Origin of the sequence: Streptosporangium sp. NPDC006930 (genome assembly GCF_040635605.1) — a bacterium.
Taxonomy (GTDB): domain Bacteria; phylum Actinomycetota; class Actinomycetes; order Streptosporangiales; family Streptosporangiaceae; genus Streptosporangium.
Window position 1 is genome coordinate 207362 of record NZ_JBEYID010000011.1, and the last position, 25404, is coordinate 232765.

Annotated in this window: 24 protein-coding genes; 9 read left to right on the plus strand and 15 right to left on the minus strand. The window is 70.3% G+C overall.

All coding sequences use genetic code 11. The features are described from left to right. Positions 1–57 precede the first annotated feature (57 nt). The 3 genes from ABZ664_RS21000 to ABZ664_RS21010 all read right to left on the minus strand — a co-directional run bounded on the left by ABZ664_RS21000 (position 58) and on the right by ABZ664_RS21010 (position 3130). The gene (locus ABZ664_RS21000) at positions 58–1008 is read right to left on the minus strand and encodes a sugar kinase (RefSeq protein ID WP_362512122.1); all 951 of its coding nucleotides are present in this window, start codon (positions 1006–1008) and stop codon (positions 58–60) included. A gap of 7 nt (positions 1009–1015) precedes the next feature. Next, a complete protein-coding gene (locus ABZ664_RS21005) occupies positions 1016–1954 on the minus strand; it encodes a pseudouridine-5'-phosphate glycosidase (RefSeq protein WP_362512125.1) in 939 nt (312 codons plus the stop codon). A 123-nt stretch (positions 1955–2077) separates the two neighbouring features. Further along, on the minus strand, positions 2078–3130 hold the full coding sequence (locus ABZ664_RS21010) for a putative sulfate exporter family transporter (protein WP_362512128.1): 1053 nt from the start codon (positions 3128–3130) through the stop codon (positions 2078–2080). 223 nt (positions 3131–3353) lie between these two features. Here ABZ664_RS21010 and ABZ664_RS21015 point away from each other — a divergent pair, with 223 nt between their 5' ends. The 5 genes from ABZ664_RS21015 to ABZ664_RS21035 all read left to right on the plus strand — a co-directional run bounded on the left by ABZ664_RS21015 (position 3354) and on the right by ABZ664_RS21035 (position 8821). Further along, a complete protein-coding gene (locus ABZ664_RS21015) occupies positions 3354–4256 on the plus strand; it encodes a LysR family transcriptional regulator (protein ID WP_362512131.1) in 903 nt (300 codons plus the stop codon). A gap of 60 nt (positions 4257–4316) precedes the next feature. Next, positions 4317–5834, plus strand: coding sequence for an NAD(P)/FAD-dependent oxidoreductase (locus tag ABZ664_RS21020; RefSeq protein ID WP_362512134.1), 1518 nt, complete (start codon positions 4317–4319; stop codon positions 5832–5834). A 43-nt stretch (positions 5835–5877) separates the two neighbouring features. Continuing rightward, positions 5878–6585 (plus strand): response regulator transcription factor, encoded by a 708-nt coding sequence (locus ABZ664_RS21025; RefSeq protein ID WP_362512137.1) that lies wholly within the window; start codon positions 5878–5880, stop codon positions 6583–6585. Continuing rightward, positions 6582–8030: a HAMP domain-containing sensor histidine kinase gene (locus tag ABZ664_RS21030; protein WP_362512140.1), complete on the plus strand. Its 1449-nt coding sequence runs from the start codon at positions 6582–6584 to the stop codon at positions 8028–8030. Before ABZ664_RS21025 ends, ABZ664_RS21030 begins: the two co-directional genes overlap by 4 nt. Positions 8031–8170: 140 nt before the next feature. Beyond that, complete coding sequence (locus ABZ664_RS21035) at positions 8171–8821, plus strand: TetR/AcrR family transcriptional regulator (protein ID WP_362512143.1); 651 nt, start codon at positions 8171–8173, stop codon at positions 8819–8821. 57 nt (positions 8822–8878) lie between these two features. Here the strand turns inward: ABZ664_RS21035 and ABZ664_RS21040 are convergent, their stop codons facing one another. The 8 genes from ABZ664_RS21040 to ABZ664_RS21075 form a co-directional block, all read right to left on the minus strand. Beyond that, complete coding sequence (locus ABZ664_RS21040) at positions 8879–9148, minus strand: hypothetical protein (protein WP_362512146.1); 270 nt, start codon at positions 9146–9148, stop codon at positions 8879–8881. Positions 9149–9215: 67 nt separating this feature from the next. Next, positions 9216–10067, minus strand: a complete 852-nt coding sequence (locus ABZ664_RS21045; protein ID WP_362512149.1) for a helix-turn-helix transcriptional regulator — start codon at positions 10065–10067, stop codon at positions 9216–9218. Between the two features lie 136 nt (positions 10068–10203). Next, complete coding sequence (locus ABZ664_RS21050; protein ID WP_362512152.1) at positions 10204–10428, minus strand: hypothetical protein; 225 nt, start codon at positions 10426–10428, stop codon at positions 10204–10206. 315 nt (positions 10429–10743) lie between these two features. Beyond that, positions 10744–12579: an acyclic terpene utilization AtuA family protein gene (locus ABZ664_RS21055; protein ID WP_362512155.1), complete on the minus strand. Its 1836-nt coding sequence runs from the start codon at positions 12577–12579 to the stop codon at positions 10744–10746. A gap of 162 nt (positions 12580–12741) precedes the next feature. After that, positions 12742–13554, minus strand: coding sequence for an enoyl-CoA hydratase-related protein (locus ABZ664_RS21060; RefSeq protein WP_362512158.1), 813 nt, complete (start codon positions 13552–13554; stop codon positions 12742–12744). A 70-nt stretch (positions 13555–13624) separates the two neighbouring features. Then, positions 13625–15790 carry a biotin carboxylase N-terminal domain-containing protein gene (locus ABZ664_RS21065; RefSeq protein WP_362512338.1) on the minus strand — a complete coding sequence of 722 codons (2166 nt, stop codon included), beginning with the start codon at positions 15788–15790 and terminating at the stop codon, positions 13625–13627. Positions 15791–15851: 61 nt separating this feature from the next. Continuing rightward, the gene (locus ABZ664_RS21070) at positions 15852–17477 is read right to left on the minus strand and encodes a carboxyl transferase domain-containing protein (protein WP_362512161.1); all 1626 of its coding nucleotides are present in this window, start codon (positions 17475–17477) and stop codon (positions 15852–15854) included. Between the two features lie 112 nt (positions 17478–17589). Continuing rightward, positions 17590–18099: a carboxymuconolactone decarboxylase family protein gene (locus tag ABZ664_RS21075; protein ID WP_362512164.1), complete on the minus strand. Its 510-nt coding sequence runs from the start codon at positions 18097–18099 to the stop codon at positions 17590–17592. Between the two features lie 291 nt (positions 18100–18390). Here ABZ664_RS21075 and sigJ point away from each other — a divergent pair, with 291 nt between their 5' ends. The 4 genes from sigJ (at position 18391) to ABZ664_RS21095 (ending at position 23084) form a co-directional block, all read left to right on the plus strand. After that, positions 18391–19332, plus strand: coding sequence for an RNA polymerase sigma factor SigJ (gene sigJ / locus ABZ664_RS21080; protein WP_362512167.1), 942 nt, complete (start codon positions 18391–18393; stop codon positions 19330–19332). A gap of 55 nt (positions 19333–19387) precedes the next feature. Beyond that, positions 19388–19741 (plus strand): hypothetical protein, encoded by a 354-nt coding sequence (locus tag ABZ664_RS21085; protein WP_362512170.1) that lies wholly within the window; start codon positions 19388–19390, stop codon positions 19739–19741. 231 nt (positions 19742–19972) lie between these two features. Further along, positions 19973–22732 (plus strand): M14 family zinc carboxypeptidase, encoded by a 2760-nt coding sequence (locus tag ABZ664_RS21090; RefSeq protein ID WP_362512173.1) that lies wholly within the window; start codon positions 19973–19975, stop codon positions 22730–22732. Positions 22733–22892: 160 nt separating this feature from the next. Further along, complete coding sequence (locus ABZ664_RS21095) at positions 22893–23084, plus strand: hypothetical protein (protein ID WP_362512176.1); 192 nt, start codon at positions 22893–22895, stop codon at positions 23082–23084. Positions 23085–23224: 140 nt separating this feature from the next. Here the strand turns inward: ABZ664_RS21095 and ABZ664_RS21100 are convergent, their stop codons facing one another. The 4 genes from ABZ664_RS21100 to ABZ664_RS21115 form a co-directional block, all read right to left on the minus strand. Further along, positions 23225–23776, minus strand: a complete 552-nt coding sequence (locus ABZ664_RS21100; RefSeq protein ID WP_362512179.1) for a flavoprotein — start codon at positions 23774–23776, stop codon at positions 23225–23227. Between the two features lie 217 nt (positions 23777–23993). Beyond that, positions 23994–24197 carry a DUF397 domain-containing protein gene (locus ABZ664_RS21105; RefSeq protein WP_362512183.1) on the minus strand — a complete coding sequence of 68 codons (204 nt, stop codon included), beginning with the start codon at positions 24195–24197 and terminating at the stop codon, positions 23994–23996. A gap of 37 nt (positions 24198–24234) precedes the next feature. After that, on the minus strand, positions 24235–24432 hold the full coding sequence (locus tag ABZ664_RS21110) for a DUF397 domain-containing protein (protein ID WP_362512186.1): 198 nt from the start codon (positions 24430–24432) through the stop codon (positions 24235–24237). A 7-nt stretch (positions 24433–24439) separates the two neighbouring features. Then, entirely contained in the window at positions 24440–25288 is an 849-nt protein-coding gene (locus tag ABZ664_RS21115) for a helix-turn-helix transcriptional regulator (RefSeq protein WP_362512189.1), read from the minus strand. Positions 25289–25404: the final 116 nt, after the last annotated feature.

The window sequence follows — 25404 nt, forward strand, 5'->3', positions numbered from 1 at the left end:
CCGTAACCTCCCCAAAGTGACGCGTGTGGCTAATGGTGCAGCTTACGCCGCAAGCTATCAATTGGCATTAAGAGGGTAAAGCTCCCTGGTACCCAAATCAGACGGAAGGACACGTGGACGGCCACCCAGAACCGTCACGGCCTCCGCCCCGGCACGGCGTCCCGCGTCCAGCGCGACCTCGTCGGTGGCCCCGCTCAGCAGGGCCGTCAGCAGCCCGGCGGCGAACGCGTCCCCCGCTCCAATGGAGTCAATCACCTCGGTGGTGAGCGCGGGAACCCGGGCGGCCAACTTTCCTTCCCTGGCCATCAGCGCGCCGCGGGATCCCAGCTTCACCGCCGCGGCACCGTAGCGCAGGCTCAGGCTCTCGGCCGCCCCCTCGGCGGTCGCCTCGCCGGTGAGCAGCAGCGCCTCGTCCAGATTGGGGATGACCAGCTGGGCGGGGAGGGTCTCCCGGACGAACCGCTCGACGCCGAACGAGCGCAGGAAACCGGTCGAGGCCGGGTCCACGCTGATCGAGACCCCGCGCAGGGACGCCTCGGCCATCGCCAGCCGGGAAAGCTGGAGCCCAGGCTCGGCGAACAGTGTGTATCCGGACAGGTGGAGATGACCCACACCGTCGAGCAGGGTCTCGTCCCAGTCGCCCGTGCCGATGTGCCCGCCCGCGCCCCGATTGGTGAGCATGGAACGCTCCCCGGTCACGTCCACCATGGCGATCACCACCGCGGTGGGCCGGTCGGGGTCGACCCGCAGGTGTGGCCGCACCCCGAACCTCCGCAGCTCGGCGGCGTGCCAGTCGGCGGTGTCGAAGCCGGCCCGGGTCAGGATCCGCGCGTCGGCGCCCAGCCAGGCGGCCCAGGAGGCCGTGTTGGCGCCGGAGCCGCCGGGGCGCAGCACGATGTCGGCGGCGGTGTCCGTCCCGACGGCCAGACCGCTCCTGGCGGACCCGCCGTGAAGCGCGACGACGTCGGTCACCACGTCGCCGATGATCAGCAGCCCCGTTCCGGCCACGGTGCCCTCAGTCTCCCCGGCTCCAGGAGGCCGCGATCTGCCCGGCGACACGGGCGTTGCCCCGTACCGCGGCCAGGTTCGCCTCCAGCGAGGCGCCGTCGGTGCCGCGCACCAGGTAGCCCAGGAGGAACGGGGTGATGGCCTGACCGGTGATCCGCCGCTGCTCCGCCTCGGCGAGGGCGCCGGCGAGGATCCGGTCGTGCAGCTCGGGGTCGAGCTGCTCGGACAGCGGCACCGGGTTGGCGACGATGAGCGCGGTCTCCGGGCCGCCGAGCGCGTCCTGGGCCCGCATGATGCCCGCCGCCTCGTCAGGGGTCTCGATGCGCCAGTCGATCGGCTCGCCGGAGGAGTGCAGGTAGAAGCCGGGGAACTCGTCGGTGCGGAACCCCGCGATCGTGACGCCGCGCGTCTCCAGCCGCTGCAGGGTGGCCGGAACGTCCAGGATCGACTTCACGCCCGCGCAGACCACGGTGATGCGGGTCCGGCTCAGCATGTCGAGGTCGGCCGACTCGTCCTGGCTCTCGGTCCATCCGCGGTGCACGCCGCCGAGGCCGCCGGTGGCGAAGATCCGGATGCCCGCCCTGGCGGCGAGGAACGAGGTGGCGGAGACCGTCGTCGCCCCGCTCGCCCCGAGCGCGGCGGCGGTGGGCAGGTCGCGAAAGCCCAGCTTGCGAAGCCCGGGCTCACCGGCGACGCGCTCCAGCTCGCTCTTGTCGAGGCCGATGCGGGCCACGCCGTCCAGCACCGCGATCGTCGCGGGCACCGCCCCGGTCTCCCGGACGATCCGCTCCAGCTCCACCGCGACCTCGAGGTTGCGGGGCTGTGGCAGGCCGTGAGAGATGATCGTGGACTCCAGCGCCACGATCGGGGCACCCCGCTCCAGCGCTTCGGCCACCTCGTCCGAGGGGCGGAGCACATTGGAGAGGGACTGTCGGGTGGTACGCATGAGCTGGTTCTGTCTCCTTGTCCGAGGTCGTAATCATTGCTTGCTTTTGGAACGGTGTAAACGACACCGTCTTCCCCAAAAAGAGCACGTTACGACGGTTGCGAGGAGACGTCCACTTAAAGATCAGCCAATGACCAGCACCCCGAACAGTGAGATCCCGCCGATGATGGCCGTGGCGATCCCGCCCAAGAGCAGCGATCGCCCGCCCCGCGCGAGCTTTCTCAGATCCACACCGGTCCCCAGGGCGAAGAGCGCGGCGGCGAGCAGCACCGCCGTGAGGCCGGGAATCACCTGGACGATCTCGGGCGGCACCGCGCCCATGCTCCGCGCCGCCACGGCCGCGACGAACCCGGCGACGAACAGCGGCACCACCGGCGGGCGCCGCACTGTGTCCCCGGTGTCCCCGGTGTCCCCGGTGTCCCCGGTGTCCCCGGTGTCCTTGACGTCCCGAACGCTCCCAGCACTCCGGGTGCTCCCGGCGTTCCGGGCGCTTTCGCTCCTGGAGCGGTCCGTCGCGGCACGGCGCAGGGAGACGGAGGTCAGCCCGACGATCGGGGCGAGCAGGACGACCCGGGCCAGTTTGACGGCGATCGCGCTCACCAGGACACCCGCTCCGGCCGCCGCGCCGATGGCCGCCACCTGCGCGACCTCGTGCACCGAGGCCCCCGCCCACAGTCCCAGCTGCTGCGGCGTCAGTCCCAACGCCCCCGCGAGCAGGGGAAGCATGACGATCGAGGCACTGCCGTACAGGACGACCACGCCGACCGCGGCCGCCACGTCGTCGTCGTCACTGTCGGCGACCTCGTGCATCGCGGCCACCGCCGCCGCCCCGCAGACGGACACGCCGGTCGCGATCAGCAGGGACCTGCGCGGACCCACCCCGAGGCGACCTCCGATCCGCCGTGTCGCGATGAACGTGACGCCCGTCGCCGCGGCGACCACCGCGAGCGCCTGCCAGCCGAGCGCCAGTAGTTCCGGCAACGCGATCTGCAGGCCGAGCAGCACGATCGCCAGGCGGAGCACCCGGCGGGAGGTGAACCCGAGCCCGGGGACGAGCGACCGGTGCAGGCCGCCGAGGTTGGTGAGCGCGACCCCGAGGAACACCGCGATCACGCCGGCGCTCACCCCCGGAACGACCCTGGTCGCGGCCGTCGCCAGGACCACCGCGACGGTCACGGCCCCGAGCCCCGGCGCGAGCCTCCCGAGAGTTCCGGACCACGCGCCCGGTGCCGACGTCGGTGCCGCAGCCGAGCTCGCTGCCGGGCGTACGGACATCGTCGGGGACCGCGTGGCGGAGCCGGGAGGAGGGGGGGAGTGGGAGACGGGCATGCCCCGAGTGTCGGTGTGACGCCGGGAGGCCGGTAGCCGTCACCTCTGTGGCAGGTCATAGCCTGGCGCTATGAGTGAGCTGCCCGACCTCGAATCCCTGCGCCTGCTCGTCGACGTGGAACGCCTGGGCAGTCTCGGCCAGGCCGCCCGGGCCGCGGGCATCGCGCAGCCGTCGGTGAGCAAGCGCATCTCCCTGCTGGAACGCCGTCTCGGGCTGCCCCTGCTGGAGCGCACCCCGCGCGGATCCACCCTCACCCCGCAGGGCGTGATGGTCTCGGCCTGGGCCGCGCAGGTGCTGGCCGCGGCGGAGGAGCTCATGCGGGGGGCGGAGGCGGTACGGCACGGCCGGGCCGCGCACCTGCACATCGCCGCCAGCATGACGGTGGCCGAATACCTGCTGCCTCGATGGCTGGGCGAGCTCCAGGATCGCGAGCCCCAGGTCCAGGTCGGCCTGGACGTGCAGAACTCGGCCGAGGTGGCGAGGCTGATCGGAGGGGAGATCGAACTCGGGTTCGTGGAGGGGCCCTCGGTCCCGGCAGGGCTGGTGTCGCGGGTGGTGGCCACCGACAGGCTCGTGGTGGTGGTCGCGCCGGGGCATCCGTGGGCGCGTCGCCGCACCCCGCTGCTCGCCGCAGAGCTGGCCGCCACCCCGCTCGTCGTCCGCGAGCGGGGGTCGGGCACCCGCGAGACGCTGGACCTCGCGCTCACCGGCCACACGGCCGCCCCCCCGAGACTGGAGCTCGGTTCCAACGCCGCGGTCAAGGGCGCCGCCCGCGAGGGCGCCGCCCCGGCCGTGCTCAGCGGCTACGCGGTGGAGGCCGAGCTGGCCACCGGCCGCCTGGTCGAGGTGCCCACGAAGGACATCGACCTCACGCGCCGCCTGCGGGCGGTGTGGCGCCACGGGCGCGTCCTCACCGGCCCCGCCGCCACCCTCCTCGACATCACCCTCTCCGCCGCCCGCGAGCGGCGATGACTCCGGACCTGTTCCCTCACCTGTTCACCCACCTCACCTACTCACCGATTGGGAAGTCTCGTGCTCCGCTCTCGCTACGAAGCCGTGATCGTCGGAGGCGGCCACAACGGCCTGGTCGCCGCCACCTACCTCGCCCGCGCCGGACGACGCGTCCTCGTCCTGGAACGCCTCGGTCACGTCGGCGGCCTCGCCGTCTCGGCGAAGGCGTTCCCCGGGGTCGACGCGAGGCTCTCGCGCTACTCCTACCTGGTCAGCCTGCTGCCCTCGAAGATCGTCACCGACCTGGGGCTCAAGATCGCGTTGCGCCGCCGCAGGTACGCCTCGTACACGCCGGTGGGCGACACCGGGCTGCTCGTCGACAACGGCGACGCCGCGCGGACGGCCGCCTCCTTCGCCCGGGTCACCGGAGGCACCGGTGAGCTGGAGGCGTGGCGTCGCTTCTACGGGATGACCGCCGAGGTGGCCCAACGGATCGCGCCGACGCTGCTGGAACCCCTCGCCGACCGCGCGGCGACGCGGAACCTCGTCGGTGAGGAGGCCTGGCGCGACCTGTTCGAACGCCCGATCGGCGAGGTGGTGGACGAGCGGTTCGCCGACGACACCGTACGCGGCGTGGTCCTCACCGACGCCCTCATCGGCACCTTCGCCGACCCCGCGGGCCCGGACCTGCTCGCCAACCGCTGCCTCCTCTACCACGTGATCGGCGACGGTACCGGTGACTGGAACGTCCCCGTCGGCGGCATGGGCGCGGTCTCCGGCGCGCTCGCCGACGCCGCCCGCGCCGCGGGGGCGGAGATCCTGACCGGCGCCGAGGTCCTCGCGGTCGACCCCTCCGGTGAGGTCTCCTTCCGCGACGCCCTCGGGGAGCACACGGTGACGGGCGAGCGGATCCTGGCCAACGTGCCGCCCGCCGTGCTCGCCCGGCTGCTCGGAGACGCCGAGCCCTCCACCCCCGAGGGGGCACAGCTCAAGGTCAACATGGTGCTCTCGCGGCTGCCGCGCCTGAGGGACACCGGTGTGGACCCCGCGGCGGCGTTCAGCGGCACGTTCCACATCAACGAGGGCCGCGACCGGCTCGCCCGCGCGTACCAGGAGGCGTCGGCGGGGCGGATCCCCTCGCTGCCCCCGGCCGAGGTCTACTGTCACTCGCTGACCGACTCCTCCATCCTCGGCCCGGAGCTGCGCCGGACCGGAGCCCACACGATGACGTTGTTCGGCCTGCACATGCCGGCCAGGTTGTTCCGGGAGGACCCGGCGGGGGCGCGCGAGGCGGCGCTGCGCGCCACGCTCGCCTCGATGAACGAGGTGCTCGCCGAACCCGTCGAGGACTGCCTGCTGCGCGCCCCCGACGGCAGCCCCTGCCTGGAGGCCAAGACCCCGGTCGACCTGGAGAACGAGGCGGGCCTGCCCGGCGGTCACATCTTCCACCGCGACCTGTCCTGGCCGTACGGGGAGCCGGGGCGCTGGGGCGTGGAGACCGCCTTCGAGCGCGTCCTGCTCTGCGGCGCGGGCGCCAGGCGCGGCGGCGGCGTCAGCGGCATCCCCGGCCACAACGCCGCGATGGCACTGCTCACCTGAGGCGTTCATCTCGCTCTCATGGTGTGCGTCTACCGTGGAGGTCATGGCTGAGGGTGAGGCGGCGCGGGTGCTGGTCGTGGACGACGAGCCCGCGCTCAGGGAGGCACTGCAGAGCAGCCTGGAGTTCGAGGGCTACCGGGTCGGCGTCGCCCCGGACGGCCAGGCGGCGCTGGAGGCGATCGACCAGGAGCCGTACGAACTGGTCCTGCTCGACGTCATGATGCCCCGGATGGACGGGCTGACCGCCTGCCGCAGGCTCAGGGCGGCGGGCAACCACCTGCCGGTGCTCATGCTCACCGCCCGCGACGCCGTGGGCGACCGGGTGTCCGGCCTGGACGCGGGGGCCGACGACTACCTGGTCAAGCCGTTCGAGCTGGACGAGCTGCTGGCCCGCGTCCGGGCGCTGCTGCGGCGCGGCGCCCTGAGCGCCCCCGCGGCACAGGACGACGCGGTGCTCGCCTTCGGCGACCTGCGGATGGACACCGCGGGTCGCGAGGTCACCCGCGCGGGCGAGCCGCTGGAGCTGACCCGCACCGAGTACCTGCTGCTGGAACTGTTCATGATCCACCCCCGCCAGGTGCTCACCCGGGAGCAGATCCTCGGCGAGGTGTGGGGCTTCGACTTCGAGCCGTCCTCCAACTCCCTCGACGTCTACGTCATGTACCTGCGCCGCAAGACCGAGATCGGCGGGCGCCCCCGGCTGATCCACACCGTTCGGGGCGTCGGATACGTGCTGCGGACCTCCGCGTGAACGGGCGCCGCTCCCTGCGCTCCCGGCTCACCCTGCTGGTGGCGGCGGCCGTGGCGCTCGCGATCGCGGTGTGCGCGGTGCTGTGCTGGTTCGTGGTGAAGGCCGAGCTGCTGCGGCAGGTGGAGCGCTCGCTGGAGGGACGGCCGCAGGGCATCGAGTGGATCGGTCCGTACTGCCACGAAGGGCCACGAGGGGTGGGGGTTCCCGGAGGCCCGGACCACCCGAGAGAGGTCCCCGATGGCCCCGACCACCCGAGAGAGGGCCCCGGTCGCAGGCCGCTGCCCCGGCTCACGCCCATCCAGCTGGTCTACGCCGACGGGGAGAGGTGCGTGGCCGGCTCCACCCCCGTCAAGGTCACCCCGGCGGACCTGGCCCTGACACACGGCCCCCCGGGCCGGCAGGTGTTCAGGAACGGCGTCACCGACGACGGCGAGGAGGTCCGGGTGCTGACGAGGAACGTCCGCCCCGGTGTCGCGGTCATGGAGTCCCGATCTTTGGAGGAGGTCCGCACCACCCTCGCCACGCTCGCCTGGATTCTCGCCGGAGTCACCGCGCTCGGTGTGCTCGGCGCAGCCTCCGCCGGGTTGCTCGTCTCCCGTACGGCGCTGCGCCCCGTCGGCCGGCTCACCGAGGCCGTCGAGTACGTCGCCAGGACCGAGGACCTCGACACCAGGATCCCGGTCGAGGGCAACGACGAGATCGCCAGGCTCGGGGTCTCCTTCAACGCGATGACCACCGCGCTGGCCGGGTCCCGCGAGCGCCAGCGGCGGCTGATCGCCGACGCGGGCCACGAGCTGCGCACCCCGCTCACCAGCCTGCGCACCAACATCGACCTGCTGCTGCGCAGCGAGAACGCCGGGCGCCCTCTCGACGCCGCTCCCAAGCGCAGGCTGCTGACCAACCTCAAGGCCCAGTTCGAGGAGATGTCCACGCTCGTCGGGGATCTGCTCCAGCTCTCACGCGTCGAGGACGAACACGAACCGCACGTCGAGGTCGCCTTCCACGACGCCGTCGAGGCGGCCGTACGCAGGGCGCGGCTGCGCGCCCCCGACACCTCGATCGAGGTGGAACTGAGCCCCTGGTACCTGCAGGGCGACCAGGCGGCCCTGGAACGGGCCGTGGTGAACCTGCTGGACAACGCGGTGAAGTTCTCCGGCGACCGGGCCGAACCCGTGGAGGTGCGGCTCGGCGACGGCGAGCTGACCGTGCGGGATCACGGCCCCGGCATCGCGGAGGAGGAGCTGCCGTACGTGTTCGACCGGTTCTGGCGGTCCTCCTCGGCCCGCAGCATGCCCGGTTCGGGACTCGGGCTGGCCATCGTGGCCAAGGCCGTGCGCGACGCCGGGGGAGAGGTGAACCTGGAGAACGCCGCCGGAGGCGGCATCCTCGCCCGCGTCCGACTGCCCGGCTCTCCCACCCGCTCTCCCGCACCTCCGGGAGTGTGAGCGGTCGTCGCCGTATTCGGTCACCGTCTTCTTCGCCCGTACGGTGACCGAATACAGCCGATGAGACAGGCGTGGAGGTATTGACTGATCTGCTGATCAGGAGTAGTGAGCGGCGGTCCGAGCTGCTGTAGTCTTGCGCCGTGCATAGCGGAGGAGGGGCGCGCAGCAGCCGCGCCGACCAGGCCGACCAGCGTCGAGCGGAGCTCCTTGAAGCCGCCAGGCGGGTCGTGCTGGAGCGCGGGCTGGCCAGCACCCGCGTCGCCGACATCGCCAAGGCGACGAACGTGAGCGGTGGGCTGATCCACTACCACTTCGCCACCAAGGACGATCTCATCACCGAGATGCTCCGCAGCACCAGCGACTCCGAGGTCCAGCGGCTGAAGGAGATCGTCGCGGGTCCCGGCACCGCACTCCATCGCCTGGATCGCGTCCTGCGCTTCTACATCCCCGCCTCCCGCTCCGACCAGAGCTGGATCCTCTGGGTCGACGCCTGGGCCGTCGGGGTGCGCGAGGAGCACGTCCGCGCGATCTTGCTGGAGCTTGAGGGCGCCTGGATCGAGATCCTCGGCCAGGTGATCTCCGACGGCGTCACCTCGGGTGAGTTCACCTGCGACGACCCCCTGGGCTCGGCCGAGCGGATCGACGGCATGCTCGACGGCCTCGTGGTCCGATACACCCTGCACGCCGGCAACATGTCGCGGAGCCGGATGCTGCACCACGCCCGGGTCGCCGCCGCCCGCGAGGTCGGCCTCGACCTCGCCGACTTCCCCGACGTGCCGGCCGAGAGCTGACTTTCGCGGCGAGGGGCGATGCCGTCGTGACAGGGAACCGGCCCGGTGCCGGGGCGCTCAGACCCGGGGAGTGGGCATGGCGGCGAGGAGGAAGGCGAGCCGGGCCGCGGCGTCGTCGATGTCGTCGCTGGTGCCGAGCCGATATCCCCACGAGGTGATGAAGCCGCCGTCCTGGGCGCAGGTCACGGTCTCCGCCAGGGTGTTGCTGAAACGGTTGCGGACGTAGACGTACGCGGGGTCGCCGAACGAGATCCGCTGCACGGAAAGGTCGGCGTGCAGCCGTATGGCGGCAATGAATCTCTCAAGACAAGACAGCGTGTCCAGCATCGTGAGTCACCTCCGTCTGGACAGAGAATTGCACGATCTTGGGATGCTAATCAAGCAATTGCAGTGTTTAGTCCTCTAATTGTCCTGATAAATCGCTGAGTACTCGGACGATTACCGATCTGGCGCCCTGGCCGAAGGCCGCGACCTCGCGGAGTTCCTCGAAAGTCCGCGCGTAGAAGGCGACGTCCTCCGGGTCACGCAGAAGCAGATCCTTCGTCCTGGTCGGCACCGTCACATGGTCCTCGTCGTACACCCAGAAACCGTTGAGCGGCGCCGAGGGCAGGGGGGTCTCGAAGGGGATCACGCCGAACTCCACGTTCGGCAGTGCGGTCACCGCGAGTAATCGGTCCAGCTGGCCGCGCATCACGTTCAGCGGGGCCAGCCGGTAGCGCAGCGCCGCCTCCGGGACGACGAACCTGAAGTGCTTGCTCTGGTCGTAGAGGACGTCCTGACGCTGCATGCGCACCCGGATGGCCGCGTCGATCTCGTCGGGCTCCCGGTAGAGGTGCTTGATCCGAGTGAAGACGCTCCGGGCGTACTCGGTGGTCTGCAGCAGCCCGATGATCACGCCGGGCTCGAAGGCCCGTAGCAGGGTCGTCCGCGCCTCCACGTCGCGGATGTCCTCCTGGAGCGTGACCAGCGCGCCGCGGTGCCGTTGCCGCCAGGAGTCCTGACGGTCCAGCAGGCCCGCGGCCTGCTCCAACAGCACCTCGACGACCTCGGGGGAGGCGTCCACCGCCCGCGCCCACCGGGTGACGTCGTCCTCGGTGACGGTCTGGCGGGCGTTCTCGATCCTGGAGACCTTGGACGCCTGCCACCTCAGCCGCTCGGCCAGGTCCTTGCCCGACAGGTGGGCGGTCTCTCGCAGGTGCCGCAGTCGCATGCCGAGCTCGGTCCTGGCCTGCTGGAACCCACTCACCCGATCTCCTCGGCCGTTCCTGCGGGCCGTGTGCCGAGGCTGTGGTCCGTCCGTTGTTCCCGCGTGCTCACGCCGCCTCCCCCATGGTGCTGCACGACGCTAGCCCCGAGCATGTGGATCAAACCATAGAGCACTCCTAATCGTGACCAATATTTACAGAAAGTACTCGGCGGGCGATGTCCACGAGAAGCTCACGTGGTACCTCGACGGCGGTTTCGCCGTCCAGGACGTGGCGCAGGTCGGCCGTCGCCTCGGCGTCGGTCACCCGGAGACCCTGCACCACGATGGTCCCGCGATCGGTCTCGTAGAGGGAGGGACAGGCCCCCGCCTCAGAGGTGGAGCCAAGAAACCGGAGGCGCATGTTTGAGTCCTTCCTGAATCACACTCGTGGAGCAATTGCGTGCAATCCTAGATTTCGGAAGGTTGCATGAAGGTTTCAATGCCAGACAGCGCGTATTCCGCCTATTTCACCGCACGGCAGCTGAACATCTCCCCGTATGTGACATGAATCTGCGGACGCGGGCGAACCGGTTCAACGGGGTGGCGTGGAGCACGACCCCTGCTGCCGGACCCCTGCCCGCGCGGGCGCCCTCGGGACGAGCCGAGCCTGCGGCAGGCCGTCACCGCGTACTCCCGGCCGGCGTGATGAGAAGGTCGTCGTGGCGGGGCGAGCGGATCAGAGAAGGCGCCGGGGGATGTCGGCGAGCCCGGCGCGGAGCTCTTCCCCGAGGGCCTTGGCCTGGGCGTCGAGACGGGGACTCGCGGCCACACCCCGGCCGAGCAGGCCGTGCACGACGAAGTTGAGGGCGAGCAGGTTGGGCAGCTCGAAGCGCTCGACCCGCAGGCCGGCGGTGAACGGCAGGAGCTCCGCCAGGCGGTCGACCGTGAGGTGGGCCTCCAGCCACTCGAACCGCTCCGGCGTGGCGACCCAGACCCCCAGGTTGGCGTTGCCGCCCTTGTCGCCCGAGCGGGCGCCCACGATCGTTCCCAGCGCGACCCGGGCGGTCTCACCGTCGCCGGATTCGGTGTCGCCGCGCTCGCCGTGCCGTCCGAGGTCGGCATCGTCCACCGAGCCCGCCGCCTCACCTCCACCGCCGCTCGCGGCCGGCGAGGCCGTGACCTCCGAGGATCCGGGCACGTCGGGCTTCTCGTCCGTGCCGGGTACGTACGTCCCGGACGCCTCGCCCGCGCCTGACGCGGCGTGTGTGCCGGACGCGTCGTCCGTACCGGGTACGGCGGGAAGCTCGCGGCCGTCGAGCCAGACGCGGGCCCGCACCGTCTCCGCCGGGACGAGCGTGGGCCAGTAGACCCCGTACGGCGAGGCGTCACCGGGAGGGGTGAGGCCGTAGAAGCCCGGATAGCTCGCCAGGCCGGTCTCGACCACCGCCGAGGAGAAGGCGCGTCCAGCCTTCCGCCGGTCGGCGTCCATCACGGTGACGCGCAGCAGGGCGGTCCCGGCGAGCGGGGTGAGCTCCACGTGGACCTCGTCGAACGACTCCCTCGGCACCCGCGACCAGATGGCCTCCTCGGCCAGCCGGGCCTTGGCCTCGATGTCCAGGCCGGTCAGTACGAGGGTCATGGTGTTGCGGTAGCCCGCCAGGTAGTTGACGGCGACCTTGAGCGTGTCGGAAGGCGCCTCGCCGCGCACCCCGAAGACGCGGACCCGGTCGGGGCCCTCCTGCTCCAGCCGGATCGTGTCGAAGCGCGCGACCACGTCGGGACCGAGGTAGCGGGGTGAGGCGATCTCGTACAGCAGCTGCGCGGTGACCGTGCCCACCGAGACCAGCCCGCCGGTCCCCGGGTGCTTGGTGACCACGCTGGAGCCGTCGGCCTCCAGCTCCACCAGCGGGAACCCGCAGTGCGCCAGGTCGGGCACCTCGCCGAAGAACGCGTAGTTGCCGCCGGTCGCCTGGCAGCCGCACTCGATGACGTGCCCGGCGACCACCGAACCGGCGAGCGCGTCGAAGTCGTCCGGCCCCCACCCGTACCGCCAGATCCCCGGCCCGGTGACCAGGGCGGCGTCCGTGACGCGGCCGGTCACCACCACGTCCGCCCCGGCCGACAGGGCGGCGGCGATCGGGCGGCCCCCCAGGTAGGCGTTGGCGGTCAGGGCGGGGGCGGGCAGCGGCTCACCGGTGTCGGCGTTGGGTGCGCCGCCCAGGTCGCGGCCGGTCAGGTCGTCACCGGTGACGTGGGCGACCCGCACCGGCAGCCCGAGACGTCCGGCCAGCTCGCGCACGGCCTCGGCGCACCCGGCCGGGTCCAGACCGCCCGCGTTGGAGACGATTTTGACGCCCCGTTCCAGACACGTCCCGAGCACCTCCTCCAGCTGCCGCAGGAAGGTCGGCGCGTAGCCGGGACGGCCCTTCGACCGGTTCCCCGCGAGGATCAGCATGGTCAGCTCGGCGAGCCAGTCGCCGGTGAGCACGTCGATCGGACCGCCCTCCACCATCTCCCTGGCGGCGGAAAGCCGGTCACCGTAGAAGCCGGAGCAGTTGGCGACGCGCAACATCAGCTCTCCTCGGGTCCGGACGTCTCGGGCACCTCGCGCGCCGCGAAGTTCGGCCGGTGCGGTGAGGCTCCGGCGTGTGTCATCGCGCGCCTCTCCCTCCCCGTCCGCCATGGGGAGGGCGGCATCAGCTCTCCCTCCCCGTCCGCCGTAGGGAGGGCGGCATCAGTTCGCCTCCGGCGCGGGAATCCACGACGCGGGCCGTTTCTCCATGAAGGCGGCGATCCCCTCCTGACCCTCGGCGGAGGTGAAACGCCTCGCGGACAACTCGGCCATCTGGCGCATGCCCTCCTCGACGCTCAGCTCGGGCACGGTCCGCACCAGCTGCTTGGTGAGGGCGAGCGCCTCGGGGCCGCCGCGCAGCAGCATGCCGGTGTAGTGGGCGACCGTCGCGTCCAGCTCCTCCTCGGGCACGGCGCGGGTGAGCAGCCCGATCCGCGCGGCGCGGGCGGCGTCGAACGTCTCGCCGGTGAGCAGGTACTCGGCGGCGGCGCGCGGGTCGAGCCGCCGCAGCACGGTCACCGAGATCATCGCGGGCACCACGCCGAGCCGCACCTCGCTGAACGCGAACGACGCCGAGTCGGGGGCGATCGCGAAGTCGCAGGCCGCCACCAGGCCGAGCCCTCCGGCCCGAGCCGTACCGTTCAGTCTGCAGACGACCGGCTTCGGGCTCTCCCAGATCAGGCTCATGATCTCCGGGAACGACGCGGTCACCGGCGCCTCGTGCGCGTCGCCCGGCGCGACCCGCTGCTCCTTCAGGTCGGCGCCCGCGCAGAACACGGGCCCGGTCCCGGTGAGCACGATCACCCGGACACTCTCCTCGGCGAGCGCCCAGTTGAGCCGGTCCTCCAGGTCGCCGAGCAGCCGCACCGACAACGCGTTGCGGTTGCGGGGGGAGTCGAGGGTGATCGTCGCCACCCCGCCGGACACCTCTTTGTGCACCAGGCGTTCCACCGGCCAGCCGCCGTCGGTCCTCATTTCGGTCCTTTCATCCAAGACCCTCTTCCGTTCCCCGGGGCTCCACGGAGCCCGTCGGGGACCTGGAAGGTCACGTCCGCTCCTCGATGACGGCCAGCACGGCCCCCGCCTCGACCTGGCGGCCGGGCGCCACGTTCACCGCCGCCACCGTACCCGGCGCGGGCGCGGCGATCCGATGCTCCATCTTCATCGCCTCGAGCACCACGACCACCCGCCCCGCCCCGACGGCCTCGCCGACCTCGACATCGACCCGCAGCACCGTACCCGGCATGGGCGCCACCAGGGAGCCGGGCAGCACGCGTTCCACCGGTTCCGGCAGGCGGGTCAGCGGGGTGAGCCGTACGGAACCGAGGGGGGAGTCCACGTGCGTCACGTCGTCGTAGCGGGCGACGGCGAACCGGTGCCGCACGCCCGAGGTCTCCAGCACCACGAGCGAGGGCGTCGCGCCGATCAGGACCGTATCGGGAAACCCCTCGGCTCGCAGGCCGTCCCTGGTGATCCGATACGAGATCTCCGCCTCCGCGAAGGCGGTGCGCTGCGGCTGCGACACCACATTGCGCCACCCGCTCGGCAGTCCCGCCTGCACGGTCGCCGCCGCCCGATTCGCCGCCGCCCCCGCGAGCGCGGCGGCGAGGGCGGACAGGCGCACGAGCCCCGGCCGTCCCGCCGGGGGGCCGTGGTCCGGTACGGGGTCGCTGTCGTGGTCATCCCGTTCGGGGGCGGTGAGTCCGGTGCGGGTGTCTCGTTCGAGCCCGGCGCCCTCGTGCTTCGAGGTGATGTGGGCGTCTTGCCCGGATTCGGGGAGAGCGGGGTGGGTGTCTCGTTCGGACCCGGTGAGCCCGTGCTCCTCCAGGAATCCGGTGTGGGTCTCCCCGGCGAGGAACGCCGGGTGGCGCAGGACCTCGACCAGCAGGTCCCGGTTGGTGACCGGACCGTGGATCCTCGCGCCCGCCAGCGCGGCGGCGAGCCTGCGCACGGCGTCGGCGCGGCTCGCGCCGTAGGAGACGACCTTGGCGAGCATCGGGTCATAGTGGACGCCGATCTCCGAGCCGTCCTCGACCCCGGAGTCCAGCCGCAGGCCGTGGCGCCCGCCCGGCAGGGGCGCGAAGCGGGAGTCCACCCCGAAGACCTCGAAGCGGTGCAGGACGCCGCTCTGCGGAAGCCAGTCGCGGGCCGGGTCCTCGGCGTACAGGCGCACCTCGACGGCGTGCCCGGACGGCTCGGGCGGTGACGCGGGGAGCTGGGCCCCCTCGGCGATCCGCAACTGCCACTCGACGAGGTCGACGCCGTACACGCACTCGGTCACCGGGTGCTCGACCTGCAGGCGGGTGTTCATCTCCAGGAAGGCGACCGTCTCCTCCCTGACGAGAAACTCGACGGTCCCGGCGCCGACGTACCCGATGGCCCGCGCGGCGGTAACCGCCGCGTCGAGGAGCCGCGCCCGCATCGCGGGAAAGACCGCCGGGGACGGAGTCTCCTCGACCACCTTCTGATGCCGCCGCTGGATCGAGCACTCCCGCTCGCCCAGCGCCCACACCGTCCCGTGCCCGTCGGCCAGGATCTGCACCTCGATGTGTCGGGCGCCCTCCAGGAGGGGTTCGACGAACACCGTGCCGTCCCCGAACGCCGACGCGGCCTCCCCGCGCGCCGACTCGACCGCCTCCGGCAGGTCGCCGGCGCGTCGCACGACGCGCATCCCGCGCCCGCCGCCACCGGCCGACGCCTTCACCAGCAGGGGAAAGGCCCCTTCGGAGGTCGATCCACCCATCCGGGCGAACACGGCGTCCAGGTCGTCCGTGGAGTGGTCGGGACCCGCGACGAAGCCCGGCAGCACCGGAACCCCCGCCTGTGCCATCAGCGCCTTGGCCTCGATCTTGGAGCCCATCGCGGCGACGGCCTCGGCCGGAGGACCGACCCAGGTCAGCCCGGCCTCGGTCACGGCCCGCGCGAAGGCGGCGTTCTCCGACAGGAAGCCGTAGCCGGGATGGACCGCGTCGGCCCCCGCCAGGCGGGCCGCCTCGATGATCTTCTCCGTCGACAGGTAGGTGTCGACGGGCCTGACACCTTTCAGCCGTACGGCATGGTCGGCCTCGGCCACGTGCGGCGCGTCCGCGTCGGCGTCGGAGAAGACCGCGACGGTCTCGATGCCGAGGTCGCGGCAGGTGCGGAAGACGCGACGGGCGATCTCACCGCGGTTGGCGACGAGCAGGCGGCGGATCGACGCGGCGGCGGTCATGGGCGTGGTCACGGTCACATCCGGAACATGGGCGTGGTCATGGGCATGGGCATGGTCACGATCACATCCGGAAGACGCCGAAGCCCGAGGGCCGCGGGGCGGTGGTGGGGCCGGCCGCCGCGCCGTGGAGGGCGGCGTCGCCGGTGGCGTTGCCGATGACGGACAGGCACAGGCCGAGGACCGTCCGGGTGTCGCGTGGGTCGATCACGCCGTCGTCGTAGAGGCGGCCCGACAGGAAGAACGGCAGCGACTCGGCCTCGATCTGCGCCTCGACCAGCTGTCGCATCGCCGCGTCGCCCTCCTCGTCGTAGACCTGACCTCGCGCCTGGGCGGCGGCCCGGCCGACGATGGACAGCACCCCGGCGAGCTGGGCGGGACCCATCACGGCCGACTTGGCGCTGGGCCAGGTGAACAGGAAGCGGGGATCGTAGGCCCTGCCGCACATGCCGTAGTTGCCCGCGCCGTAGGAGGCGCCCATCACGATCGTGATGTGCGGGACGGACGAGTTGGACACCGCGTTGATCATCATCGCGCCGTGCTTGATGATGCCGCCCTGCTCGTAGTCCTTGCCGACCATGTAGCCCGTGGTGTTCTGCAGGAAGACCAGCGGGACGCGGACCTGGTTGGCGAGCTGGACGAACTGCGCCGCCTTCTGCGCCTCCTCACTGAACAGCACGCCGCGGGCGTTGGCCAGGATCCCGATCGGATGGCCGTGCAGGCGGGCCCACCCGGTCACCAGGCTCGCGCCGTACAGGGGCTTGAACTCGTCGAACTCGCTGCCGTCCACCACCCGCGCGATCACCTCGCGCGGGTCGAACGGGATCTTCAGGTCCTCCGGCACGATGCCCAGCAGTTCGTCCTCGTCGTACAGCGGGTCACGCACGGCGCCGGGGGAGTGGCCGGGGCGGCGCCGGTTCAGGCTTTTGACGATTCGCCGTCCGATCCGCAGCGCGTCGTGCTCGTCGGCGGCGAGGTGGTCGGCCAGGCCGCTGACGCGGGCGTGCATCTCGGCGCCGCCCAGCGACTCGTCGTCTGACTCCTCCCCGGTGGCCATCTTGACCAGCGGAGGACCGCCGAGGAAGACCTTCGCGCCTTCCCTGACCATGACCACGTGGTCGCTCATCCCCGGCACGTACGCACCACCGGCCGTGGAGTTGCCGAAGACCAGGGCGATCGTGGGAATCCCGGCCGCCGACAGGCGGGTCAGGTCGCGGAAGATCCGGCCGCCGGGGATGAAGATCTCCTTCTGGGTCGGCAGGTCGGCACCGCCGGACTCCACCAGGTTGATCAGCGGCAGCCGGTTCTCGAAGGCGATGTCGGCCGCCCTGAGCGTCTTGCGCAGCGTCCACGGGTTGGACGAGCCGCCCCGCACGGTCGGGTCGTTGGCGACGATCACGCACTCGACGCCCTCGACCACCCCGATCCCGGTGACCACACTCGCCCCCACGGGGAAGTCGCTGCCCCAGGCCGCGAGCGGCGAGAGCTCCAGGAACGCCGAGTCGGGGTCGACGAGCAGCTCGATCCGCTCCCTGGCCAGGAGCTTGCCCCGCGCGCGGTGCCGGTCGACGTACTTCCCGCCGCCGCCCGCCACGGCCTTGGCGTGCTCGGCGTCGAGCTCCGCCAGCTTGGCGAGCATCGCCTCGCGCCGCGCCCGGTAGTCGTCACCCGTGGTGTCCAGGCGGCTCATGACTCCGCTCCCTCGCTTGACACGGACGTCATATCCGCGCCCCTGATCACGCCAAGTAAGGTAGCCCACAACCGGTGCCCCCGCCAGGGACGGTGTTCACGCCCGAAGGGCGTTACGCCCGGTAGTTCTTGCCCGGAGGCATACCGGGGATCGGCTTGGCGATGAGGGCGACGGGGATGAAGAAGCAGATCTGGCCGATCGCGAGGATGAGCGTCCAGAGCGCCTTGTCGTCGTAGTGGGCCGATGCCCTGGCGTACAGCTCGTCGGGGACGCGCTCCCCGAACGGGTTCGGGGTGAGGACGGCCTCCACGAGTTCCAGTGCGACCCGTTCGGCGTCGGTGAAGTAGAGGGCGTCCCGCCACGACGCCACGGCGGTGATGCGCTCCTCCGTTTCACCGGCTTTGCGGAGATTGTCGGTTTGCCGGACCGCGTGGTAGGTGCTGCCGACGATCTGTCCGGCGCGGAGCTGCACCAGGCCGATGGTGATCTGCGGAATCGCACCGTTCTGGACGGCCTTGATCATGGCTCCGGCGATCGACATCACCTCGGGAAAGAACTGGGAGGGATCGGGCAGACGCGACCTGAGGTCGTCCTGCTCGGCACTTCTGGGGGTGGACGTCACGATGTCTTCCTCTCGATGTCAGCGGTGTTTCCGAAGCTCACGCCCCGACGGCGGGCCGTCCTCGACCCCGTGGAGGACGGCCCGTCTTCCGAGGTGAGACTTCCGACGGTGACCCGCGTCCCGGGTTGGGGTGCGGAGTCCTCCCGCGTGCTGGACGGTGTCCGGGAACTCCGACGACACAACCGCCGAGAATGTGAGGCGACGCGACCGGCCTCACAGTTCGGCGCGCTGTCTCGTCGATCCGGTGAGCGCAGCCACACCAGCAACCACACCGAGGGAGCCGACGACACCATGACCGTCCCGTCCGAGCCAGGAGACGACCGGACCGACCCGAGCCTGAGCGCGGTCATGAGCGAGCGGCGTCAGCTGATCAATCTCGCCTACCGGCTCCTCGGCTCCCTGGCCGACGCCGAGGACGTCGTGCAGGAGACCTACGCCCGCTGGTACGCCATGTCGCGGCAGCAGCGGGAGGCCATCGAGTCGCCCGGCGCCTGGCTGACGACGGTCGCCGGCCGCGTCTGCCTGGACCTGCTCGGTTCGGCGCGTGCCCGGCGGGAGCGCTACGTGGGCGAATGGATCCCCGAACCGCTGCCGGACCGTACGGAGTGGTTCGGCGGGCGGCCGGGCGGCCCCACGGCTGATCTGGCCGACCCCGCCGATCGGGTCACTCTCGACGAGTCGGTCAACATGGCCTTCCTCGTCGTGCTCGAATCGATGACCCCGGCCGAGCGCGTCGCGTTCGTCCTGCACGACGTCTTCCGTTACTCCTTCGCCGAGGTGGCCGAGATCGTCGGCCGTACCCCGGCGGCCTGCCGCCAGCTGGCCTCCTCGGCCCGCCGCCGCATCCGCGCACAGGTCCCCGCGACTCCGGTGGCCCGGCGCGCCGACGTCGTCAGGGACTTCAAGCGGGCCTGGGAGGCCAAGGACATCGACGCACTCATCGGACTTCTCGATCCCAAGGTGACGATGGTTTCCGACGGGGGCGGCGTCGTCAGCGCCCTGCTCCGCCCGATCGAGGGCGGCGAGCAGATCGCGCGCTACGCCATGGCGATCGCCGACATGGCGCCCGGGATGACGATCCTGGAGCGAACGGTCAACGGTCAGCCCGGTCTGGTCGCTCAGCGGGACGGCGTCACCGAGGCGGTGATGGCGTTCGAGGTCGCGGGTGATCGGGTCACCCGGATCTGGGCCGTACGCAACCCCGAGAAGCTCCGGCCCTGGACGACGGCATAGAAGGCACGCCGTCGTCGCCGTCTTCCTCCGCCCCGCAGCCGTCAAGGAGTCATCCGTGTTCTTGCGTGTCGTGATCGCTCTGCAAACCCTGGTCGTCTTCACCGCGCCGATCACCGCGGGCCTGTTGCTGTCCTCGCCCGGCGGACGGGCCCTGCACAGCGCTTCGGCGTACGGGGTGTTCATCGTGGCGGTGGTGCACCTGGCCACCGCGATCCTGTTGTGGCGTCCGGGTGGCGGTTCGCCCAAGCCCATCCTGTACGCGGCCGTCTTCCTGGGGCTCACACTGGCGCAGGTGGCGCTGGGCATCGCGGGGATGACGACCCTGCACCTCCCGTTGGGCGTGCTGTTGTTCGGGATGAGCGTCCTTCACCTCAGCCGGGTCCTGACCGGCCAACGCACTGCGGTATAGCTGATTGGGCCGGTCTCCAATGCCCCCACCTGGAGAAATGACAAATCACGACAATTCGCACGGTGTTGTGAAGTTTCCTTCCCCCTTGTCCGGTTTGCTGCTTTCTAATACTGTTCGCCGTGAATTCATCCTTTCCTGGCCGGGGCTCTCCCCAGAGTCACCCCCCGCCCCCTGTCTGGAGTTGAAATGCGGTTTCGCACGACGGCGTGCAGAAGATCCCCCTATGGGAAGGTGCTAGGCGTCGCGGTCCTGGTATCGGCCGTGCTCGCCCTGACACCGACCTCGTCGGCGCAAGCCGGTCCGATCGGCGACAAGTGCAGCACCGACCCCACCGCCCACGCGGCCAACGTGCCGAGCCCCGAGCAGTTCTTCGGCTTCCCGCTGGGCCAGGGACAGCCCAGGATCCTCACGACAGAAGAGATCAACAATTACCTGAAGGCCGTGGGAAGCGCCTCGAAGCGCGTGGTCACGGGAACGATGGCGCACAGCGTCTCCGGCCAGGAACTGCCCTATGCCATCGTGTCTGACCAGCACCACATGGTTCCCGGCCAGCTGAAGAAGATCGCCGACCAGGTCGGATCGCTGCGTGACCCGCGCTCGCTGAAGGCCGACAAGGCGGCGCGGATCGCCAAGGACTCTCCCGCCATCGTCTGGATCACGGGCAACGTGCACGGTGGTGAGAAGAGCGGCGCGGACGCCGCGCTCAGGACCCTGTACGAACTCGCGAGCGGCCTGTCCTGCGATGTCGCCAAGCGCAACGACAACCTCGTCACGGTCATCGTGCCGACCCAGAACCCGGACGGCCGCGACGCGAACCGCCGCCAGAACGAGTACGGCTTCGACCTGAACCGGGACTGGTTCGCCCGCACCCAGCCGGAGACCGACGGCAAGATCGAAATGCTGCGGAAATATCCGCCGCAGGTCTTCGTCGACGCGCACGAGATGGGCGGCCGGCAGTACTTCTTTCCGCCCAACGCCGACCCGATCCACCACGAGATCGCCGATCAGCCGGTGAACTGGATCAACCGGATCGGAGCGGCGAACGGCGAGGGCTTCGGCTACAACGGCGCCTGTGGCCCCGGCGTCACCACCGAGTGCTACTTCAACTACGCGACGTACGACCTGTTCTACATGGGCTACGGCGACACCGTGCCGGCCGCGGGCTTCGGCGCCGCCGGCATGACGTACGAGAAGGGCAGCGCCTCGGCCGTGCAGGACCGGGTGCAGCAGCAGTTCAACACCCAGTGGGCGACGATCGGCTGGGCCGCCGACAACAAGCGCGAGGTCCTCGACGGCTACTACTCGATATGGCGGACCGCGATCGAGGAAGGTGCCGCCGGCACCCTTCAGCCGAACGAGGTCGTCCAGCCGACCAACACGGTCCAGTTCCCGGTGCCCGACATCAAGATCCGTTCGTACTTCCTGCTGCCCGACCGGCAGATCGGCGACGTGCGCCGGCTGGTCGAGCGGCTGCGCGACATGGACGTCGAGGTCTACCGGCTGAAGAACCCGGTCAAGGTACCCAGCGCCCAGATCCTCGGCGGCCGGAGTGCCGCCAACCTCACGGTTCCCAAGGGCGCCTACTGGATCCCGATGAACCAGCCGCAGAAGCACTGGATCCAGGCACTCATCGGCGAGAACCCCTACGCGCCGTTCCCGTACTTCTACGACGTCTCCTCGTGGAGCAACCCGCTGCTGATGGGGGTCGACACGATCTACACCGGGGATGAGCTGTCACCCAAGGCCGACCTGGTCAAGGACATCGACGGCGGGATCGCCTCCTCGGCTCCGCCGAAGGGCTCCTACTCCTACCCGCTGGACTCGGCCGCGGCCTCCGAGCTCACCTTCAAACTGCTCGCCTCGGGTGTGCCGCTCTCGCGTGACATGCAGAGCGGTGTGGTCAGCCTGCCCGCGGGCGCGCTCACCCCGAACACGCTGGACAAGCTGGCCCGGTCGCTCGGCGTCACCGTCACGGGTGGTTCGGCGGCGGCCTCCGGCAGCCCGCTGCGCACCCCGGACGTCGGCCTGTTCGCCGGAACCGGCATCAGCACGACCTCCGGGTCGTACGGCGAGGCCCGCTACGTGCTCGGCAACCGCTGGGGCCTGGACCTCAAGCCGGTGACCACGGCCGACATCAACGACAACACCCCGGCCTTCACCGAGCGGACCGTCGTGCTCGTTCCCGACGGGAGCAACTCCACGGGCGGCCTGACCGCCACGGGCCAGGCCAACCTCAAGCAGTGGGTGGCCGCGGGCGGCACCTACATCGGACTGCGCAACGAGGGCACCCGGGTCGCCCGTGCCGCGGGGCTGACCTCCACGACCGAGAAGCCCAAGCCGACCGGCTACCAGGTCATCGGATCGCACTTCCGGGTGGACGTGGCGAGCGACAACCCGGTGGCACTCGGCCGTCCCCTGGAGGATTTCCAGTTCAACAACGGTGACCCCATCCTGAACCCGAGCACCACCGGCAGGAACGTCCTCACCTACCCGTCCGACGGCAGGTTCTGGTCCAACGGCTACACGGTGGGGGCCGACGCGCTCAAGGGCACGGCCGCCATCGTCGACGAGCCGACCGGTGCCGGACGCGCCGTCCTCTTCGCCTACAACCCGCTGTTCAGGGCGTACAACGAGAACGGTATCCACCTCGTCGCGAACGCCCTGCTGTACCAGGGGGGAACGCCCGCCGCCCAGCAGCGGACCCTGCGTGCGGAGCCCTCGCGCAGCGCCGCGGAGCAGGCGGAGGAACTGCCCAACCTGGGCGGGGAGTGGCGGCCGATCACCATCGAGGTGGCCGACGCCGACCTCGCGCGGGCACAGGCGGTCATCGAGAAGTACACCGACACGGCACAGACGGCGTCCGCCGCGGGCTCGACGTACATCACGATCCCCAACCCCGACGGCCTGACGGCCGACGAGCACCCGTACGTCCGCGACCTGATCCGTGATCTGGACGGCGCGGGCGTTCCGCTCCGCTCCGTCGTCGCCTGATCCCGGTATCCGTCTCATAGAGCACGGCGGGCCCGGCTGGATTCGTCCGGCCGGGCCCGCCGTCGCGCGCATGCCCGCTCGTGAGCGAGAAAGGCCGACGCGCCAAGATATCGGCCCGACGGGGCGCATGTTCCACCGGAGCGGGGGAAGCGGCAGGCACATGGATGAGAAAGACGAAGCGTCGAAGGCCGCCACCGGACTCTCCATGGGCATCGCCGTCGGCGTCGCCATCGGCGCCGCCCTGGGAGTCGCGCTCGGCAACCTGGCCATGGGCATGGGCATCGGTATCGCCGTCGGCGCCGGTTTGGGAGTGGCCTTCACGACCGGCAAGAAGAACAACAACAAGGGATGAACGACCGGCGCGTACGCCACGTGAGGGAAACCATGGCCACTCGGGCCGGGTGACGCCGCTCGCGCCCTGTGAGACGACAGGCCGCGCGGCGGCCTGGCTCCGGCAGGGAGACGGCGCCTCGGTCTCGTGGGCAACGGCTATCAAGGCTTGCAAGCGGATCGTACTTCCTGAAGTTCTTCGCGAAGCTCGTCCCAGGGGAAGGTGGCGGCTCCGGGCTCGCCCGAGTTGGGGGCGGGGAGCCGTTCCACGTCGAAGATGACCCGCACGCCCCACTCGCGCAGCAGGGCCAGGCTGTTGGCGAAGGCAGGGTGACGGGCGAGCGCGACGTTGGGCCAGGGAACGGCCACGAGCGGCAGTCCAAGCCCGAGCGCCTCGTTGAGCAGTCCCAGGGCGAGGGTGTCGCTGATGCCCTGGGCCCATTTGTTCATCGTGTTGAAGGTGGCGGGAACCACGGCCATCGCGTCAGCCGGGGGAAGGACGTCTGGCTCCTCGGGGCGCTTGTAGTCGCTTCGCACCGGATACCCGGTGAGCTGTGCGAGCCGCGTCGGGTCGACGAACTTCGTCGCCGACGGTGTGGTGACCACGCAGACGGTCCAATCCTGCGCCTGGGCGTGCCCCACGAGACGGGGAAGCTCCGCGGCCGGTCGTCCTCCACATGCGATCACATACAGAACCGGCTTGCCGCTCGTCATGTTCCGCCGTACTCCTCTTCTGGCGAATACACGTAGCGCCTTTCGGCGCACTCACCTCTCGCATCGCCGCGCTGGACCTCCGGGCGGAACTTCGGCATGCCCGCATCACCATTCACCAGCACGTCTCGGCTTTGACCAGTCGCCGGCCGGGCTCCTCAACGAGGTGAGGGCCCTGGCCGGGCGACTGGTCGCGGTCATGCCCGTAGCGGGGTGTCCGTCAGCCGAACTCGCCGTTCCTGACCCCGCTGATGAACGCGGACCACTCGCTCGGGGTGAACTTCAGAACGGGGCCGCCGGGGTTTTTGGAGTCCCGTACGGCCTGGCCCCCGCCGGGCAGCGCCGCGGCCTCGACACAATTGTCACCTGAGCCTGAATAGGAACTCTTGCGCCAGGTAAGGAGGTGAGACTGGGGGAGATCCATGGTTTCCTCTCGGCTGTAGCTGTGCGGCGGGTTTTGGTCAGTCGAACTGGCCGTTCCTTATGCTTTTGACGAAGGCGGACCACTCCGAGGGCGTGAAGATCAGGCTTGGCTCATCGGGGGCCTTCGAGTCACGTACCGCGACGATGCCAGGAAGGTTGCGGGCGACTTCCACGCAGTTGTTGCCGCCGCCCTGGCTGAGGGTGCTCTTGCGCCATTCGGCGCCGGACAGATCCATCGGTGCCTCACAACCGTTCGATCAATTCGGATAGGTAAGCGATCGAAGCGTCAGCTCCAAGTGCGTCGGCGACGAGGCGCTGCATCATCAGATTATAACGTTCGAGATGTTCTGGCTCTTCGAGATAGAGACCGTCTGTCGGGGTTTCAACGTAGACAACATCTCGGTCGGTGGAATCAGGGAAGCTGAGAATGACGAATTGACCCCACAGTCCGATATGCGGACCGGCTGACATCGGTATGATCTGGACCGTCACATGCTCAAGCGGATGGGTGTTGATCAACTTGCGAAGTTGGCCGCGCATGACCTCTGCATTGCCCACTGGTCGCAGAAGAGCTGCCTCGTCAATGATCGCCCGATAGCGGGGTGAATTCGGCCGCCGCAGAATTTCCTGCCGACGCATCCTTGCTTCTACATGCTTGTCGATCTCTGTGGGGTCGCAGGCCAGAGAAGCCCGAGTCAGTTCGGCTGTGTACGCGGAGGTTTGCAGCAAGCCCGGGATCACGAGGGGTTCGAAGGTGTCGATTGAGGAGGCCTCCGCTTCGAGACCCACGTAGCTGCCGGTGAAGACGCCTTTGTACTGCTCCCACCATCCTCGCTCGCGGGCACCCCGGGCGAGGTCCATGACCGCTTCCCGGTGAGCGTCCTCTGTCCGGTACAGAGCAAGGATGTCCCGGATGTCGCGAGGTCGTGGTCGGGCTGTTTTGCCGGTTTCGAGGCGCGAAATCGTGGCCCGTGACATGTCCAGCGCCTGAGCGACCTCCTCCATGGTCAGGCCGGCAGCCTCGCGCAAACCCCTGAGTTCGGCAGCCAGACGCCGTCGGCGCACCGTCGGACTCTGGCCACTGTATGTCATCGGTTACCTCCAGGGCGTAGGGATGTCGATCGTAGAGCACTCGGTGTAAGGGGAGACATATCGGTCGAGTTTCAGAATGAGAGTTGCAGTTTGGGCCGTGCAGGCCACATCATAGG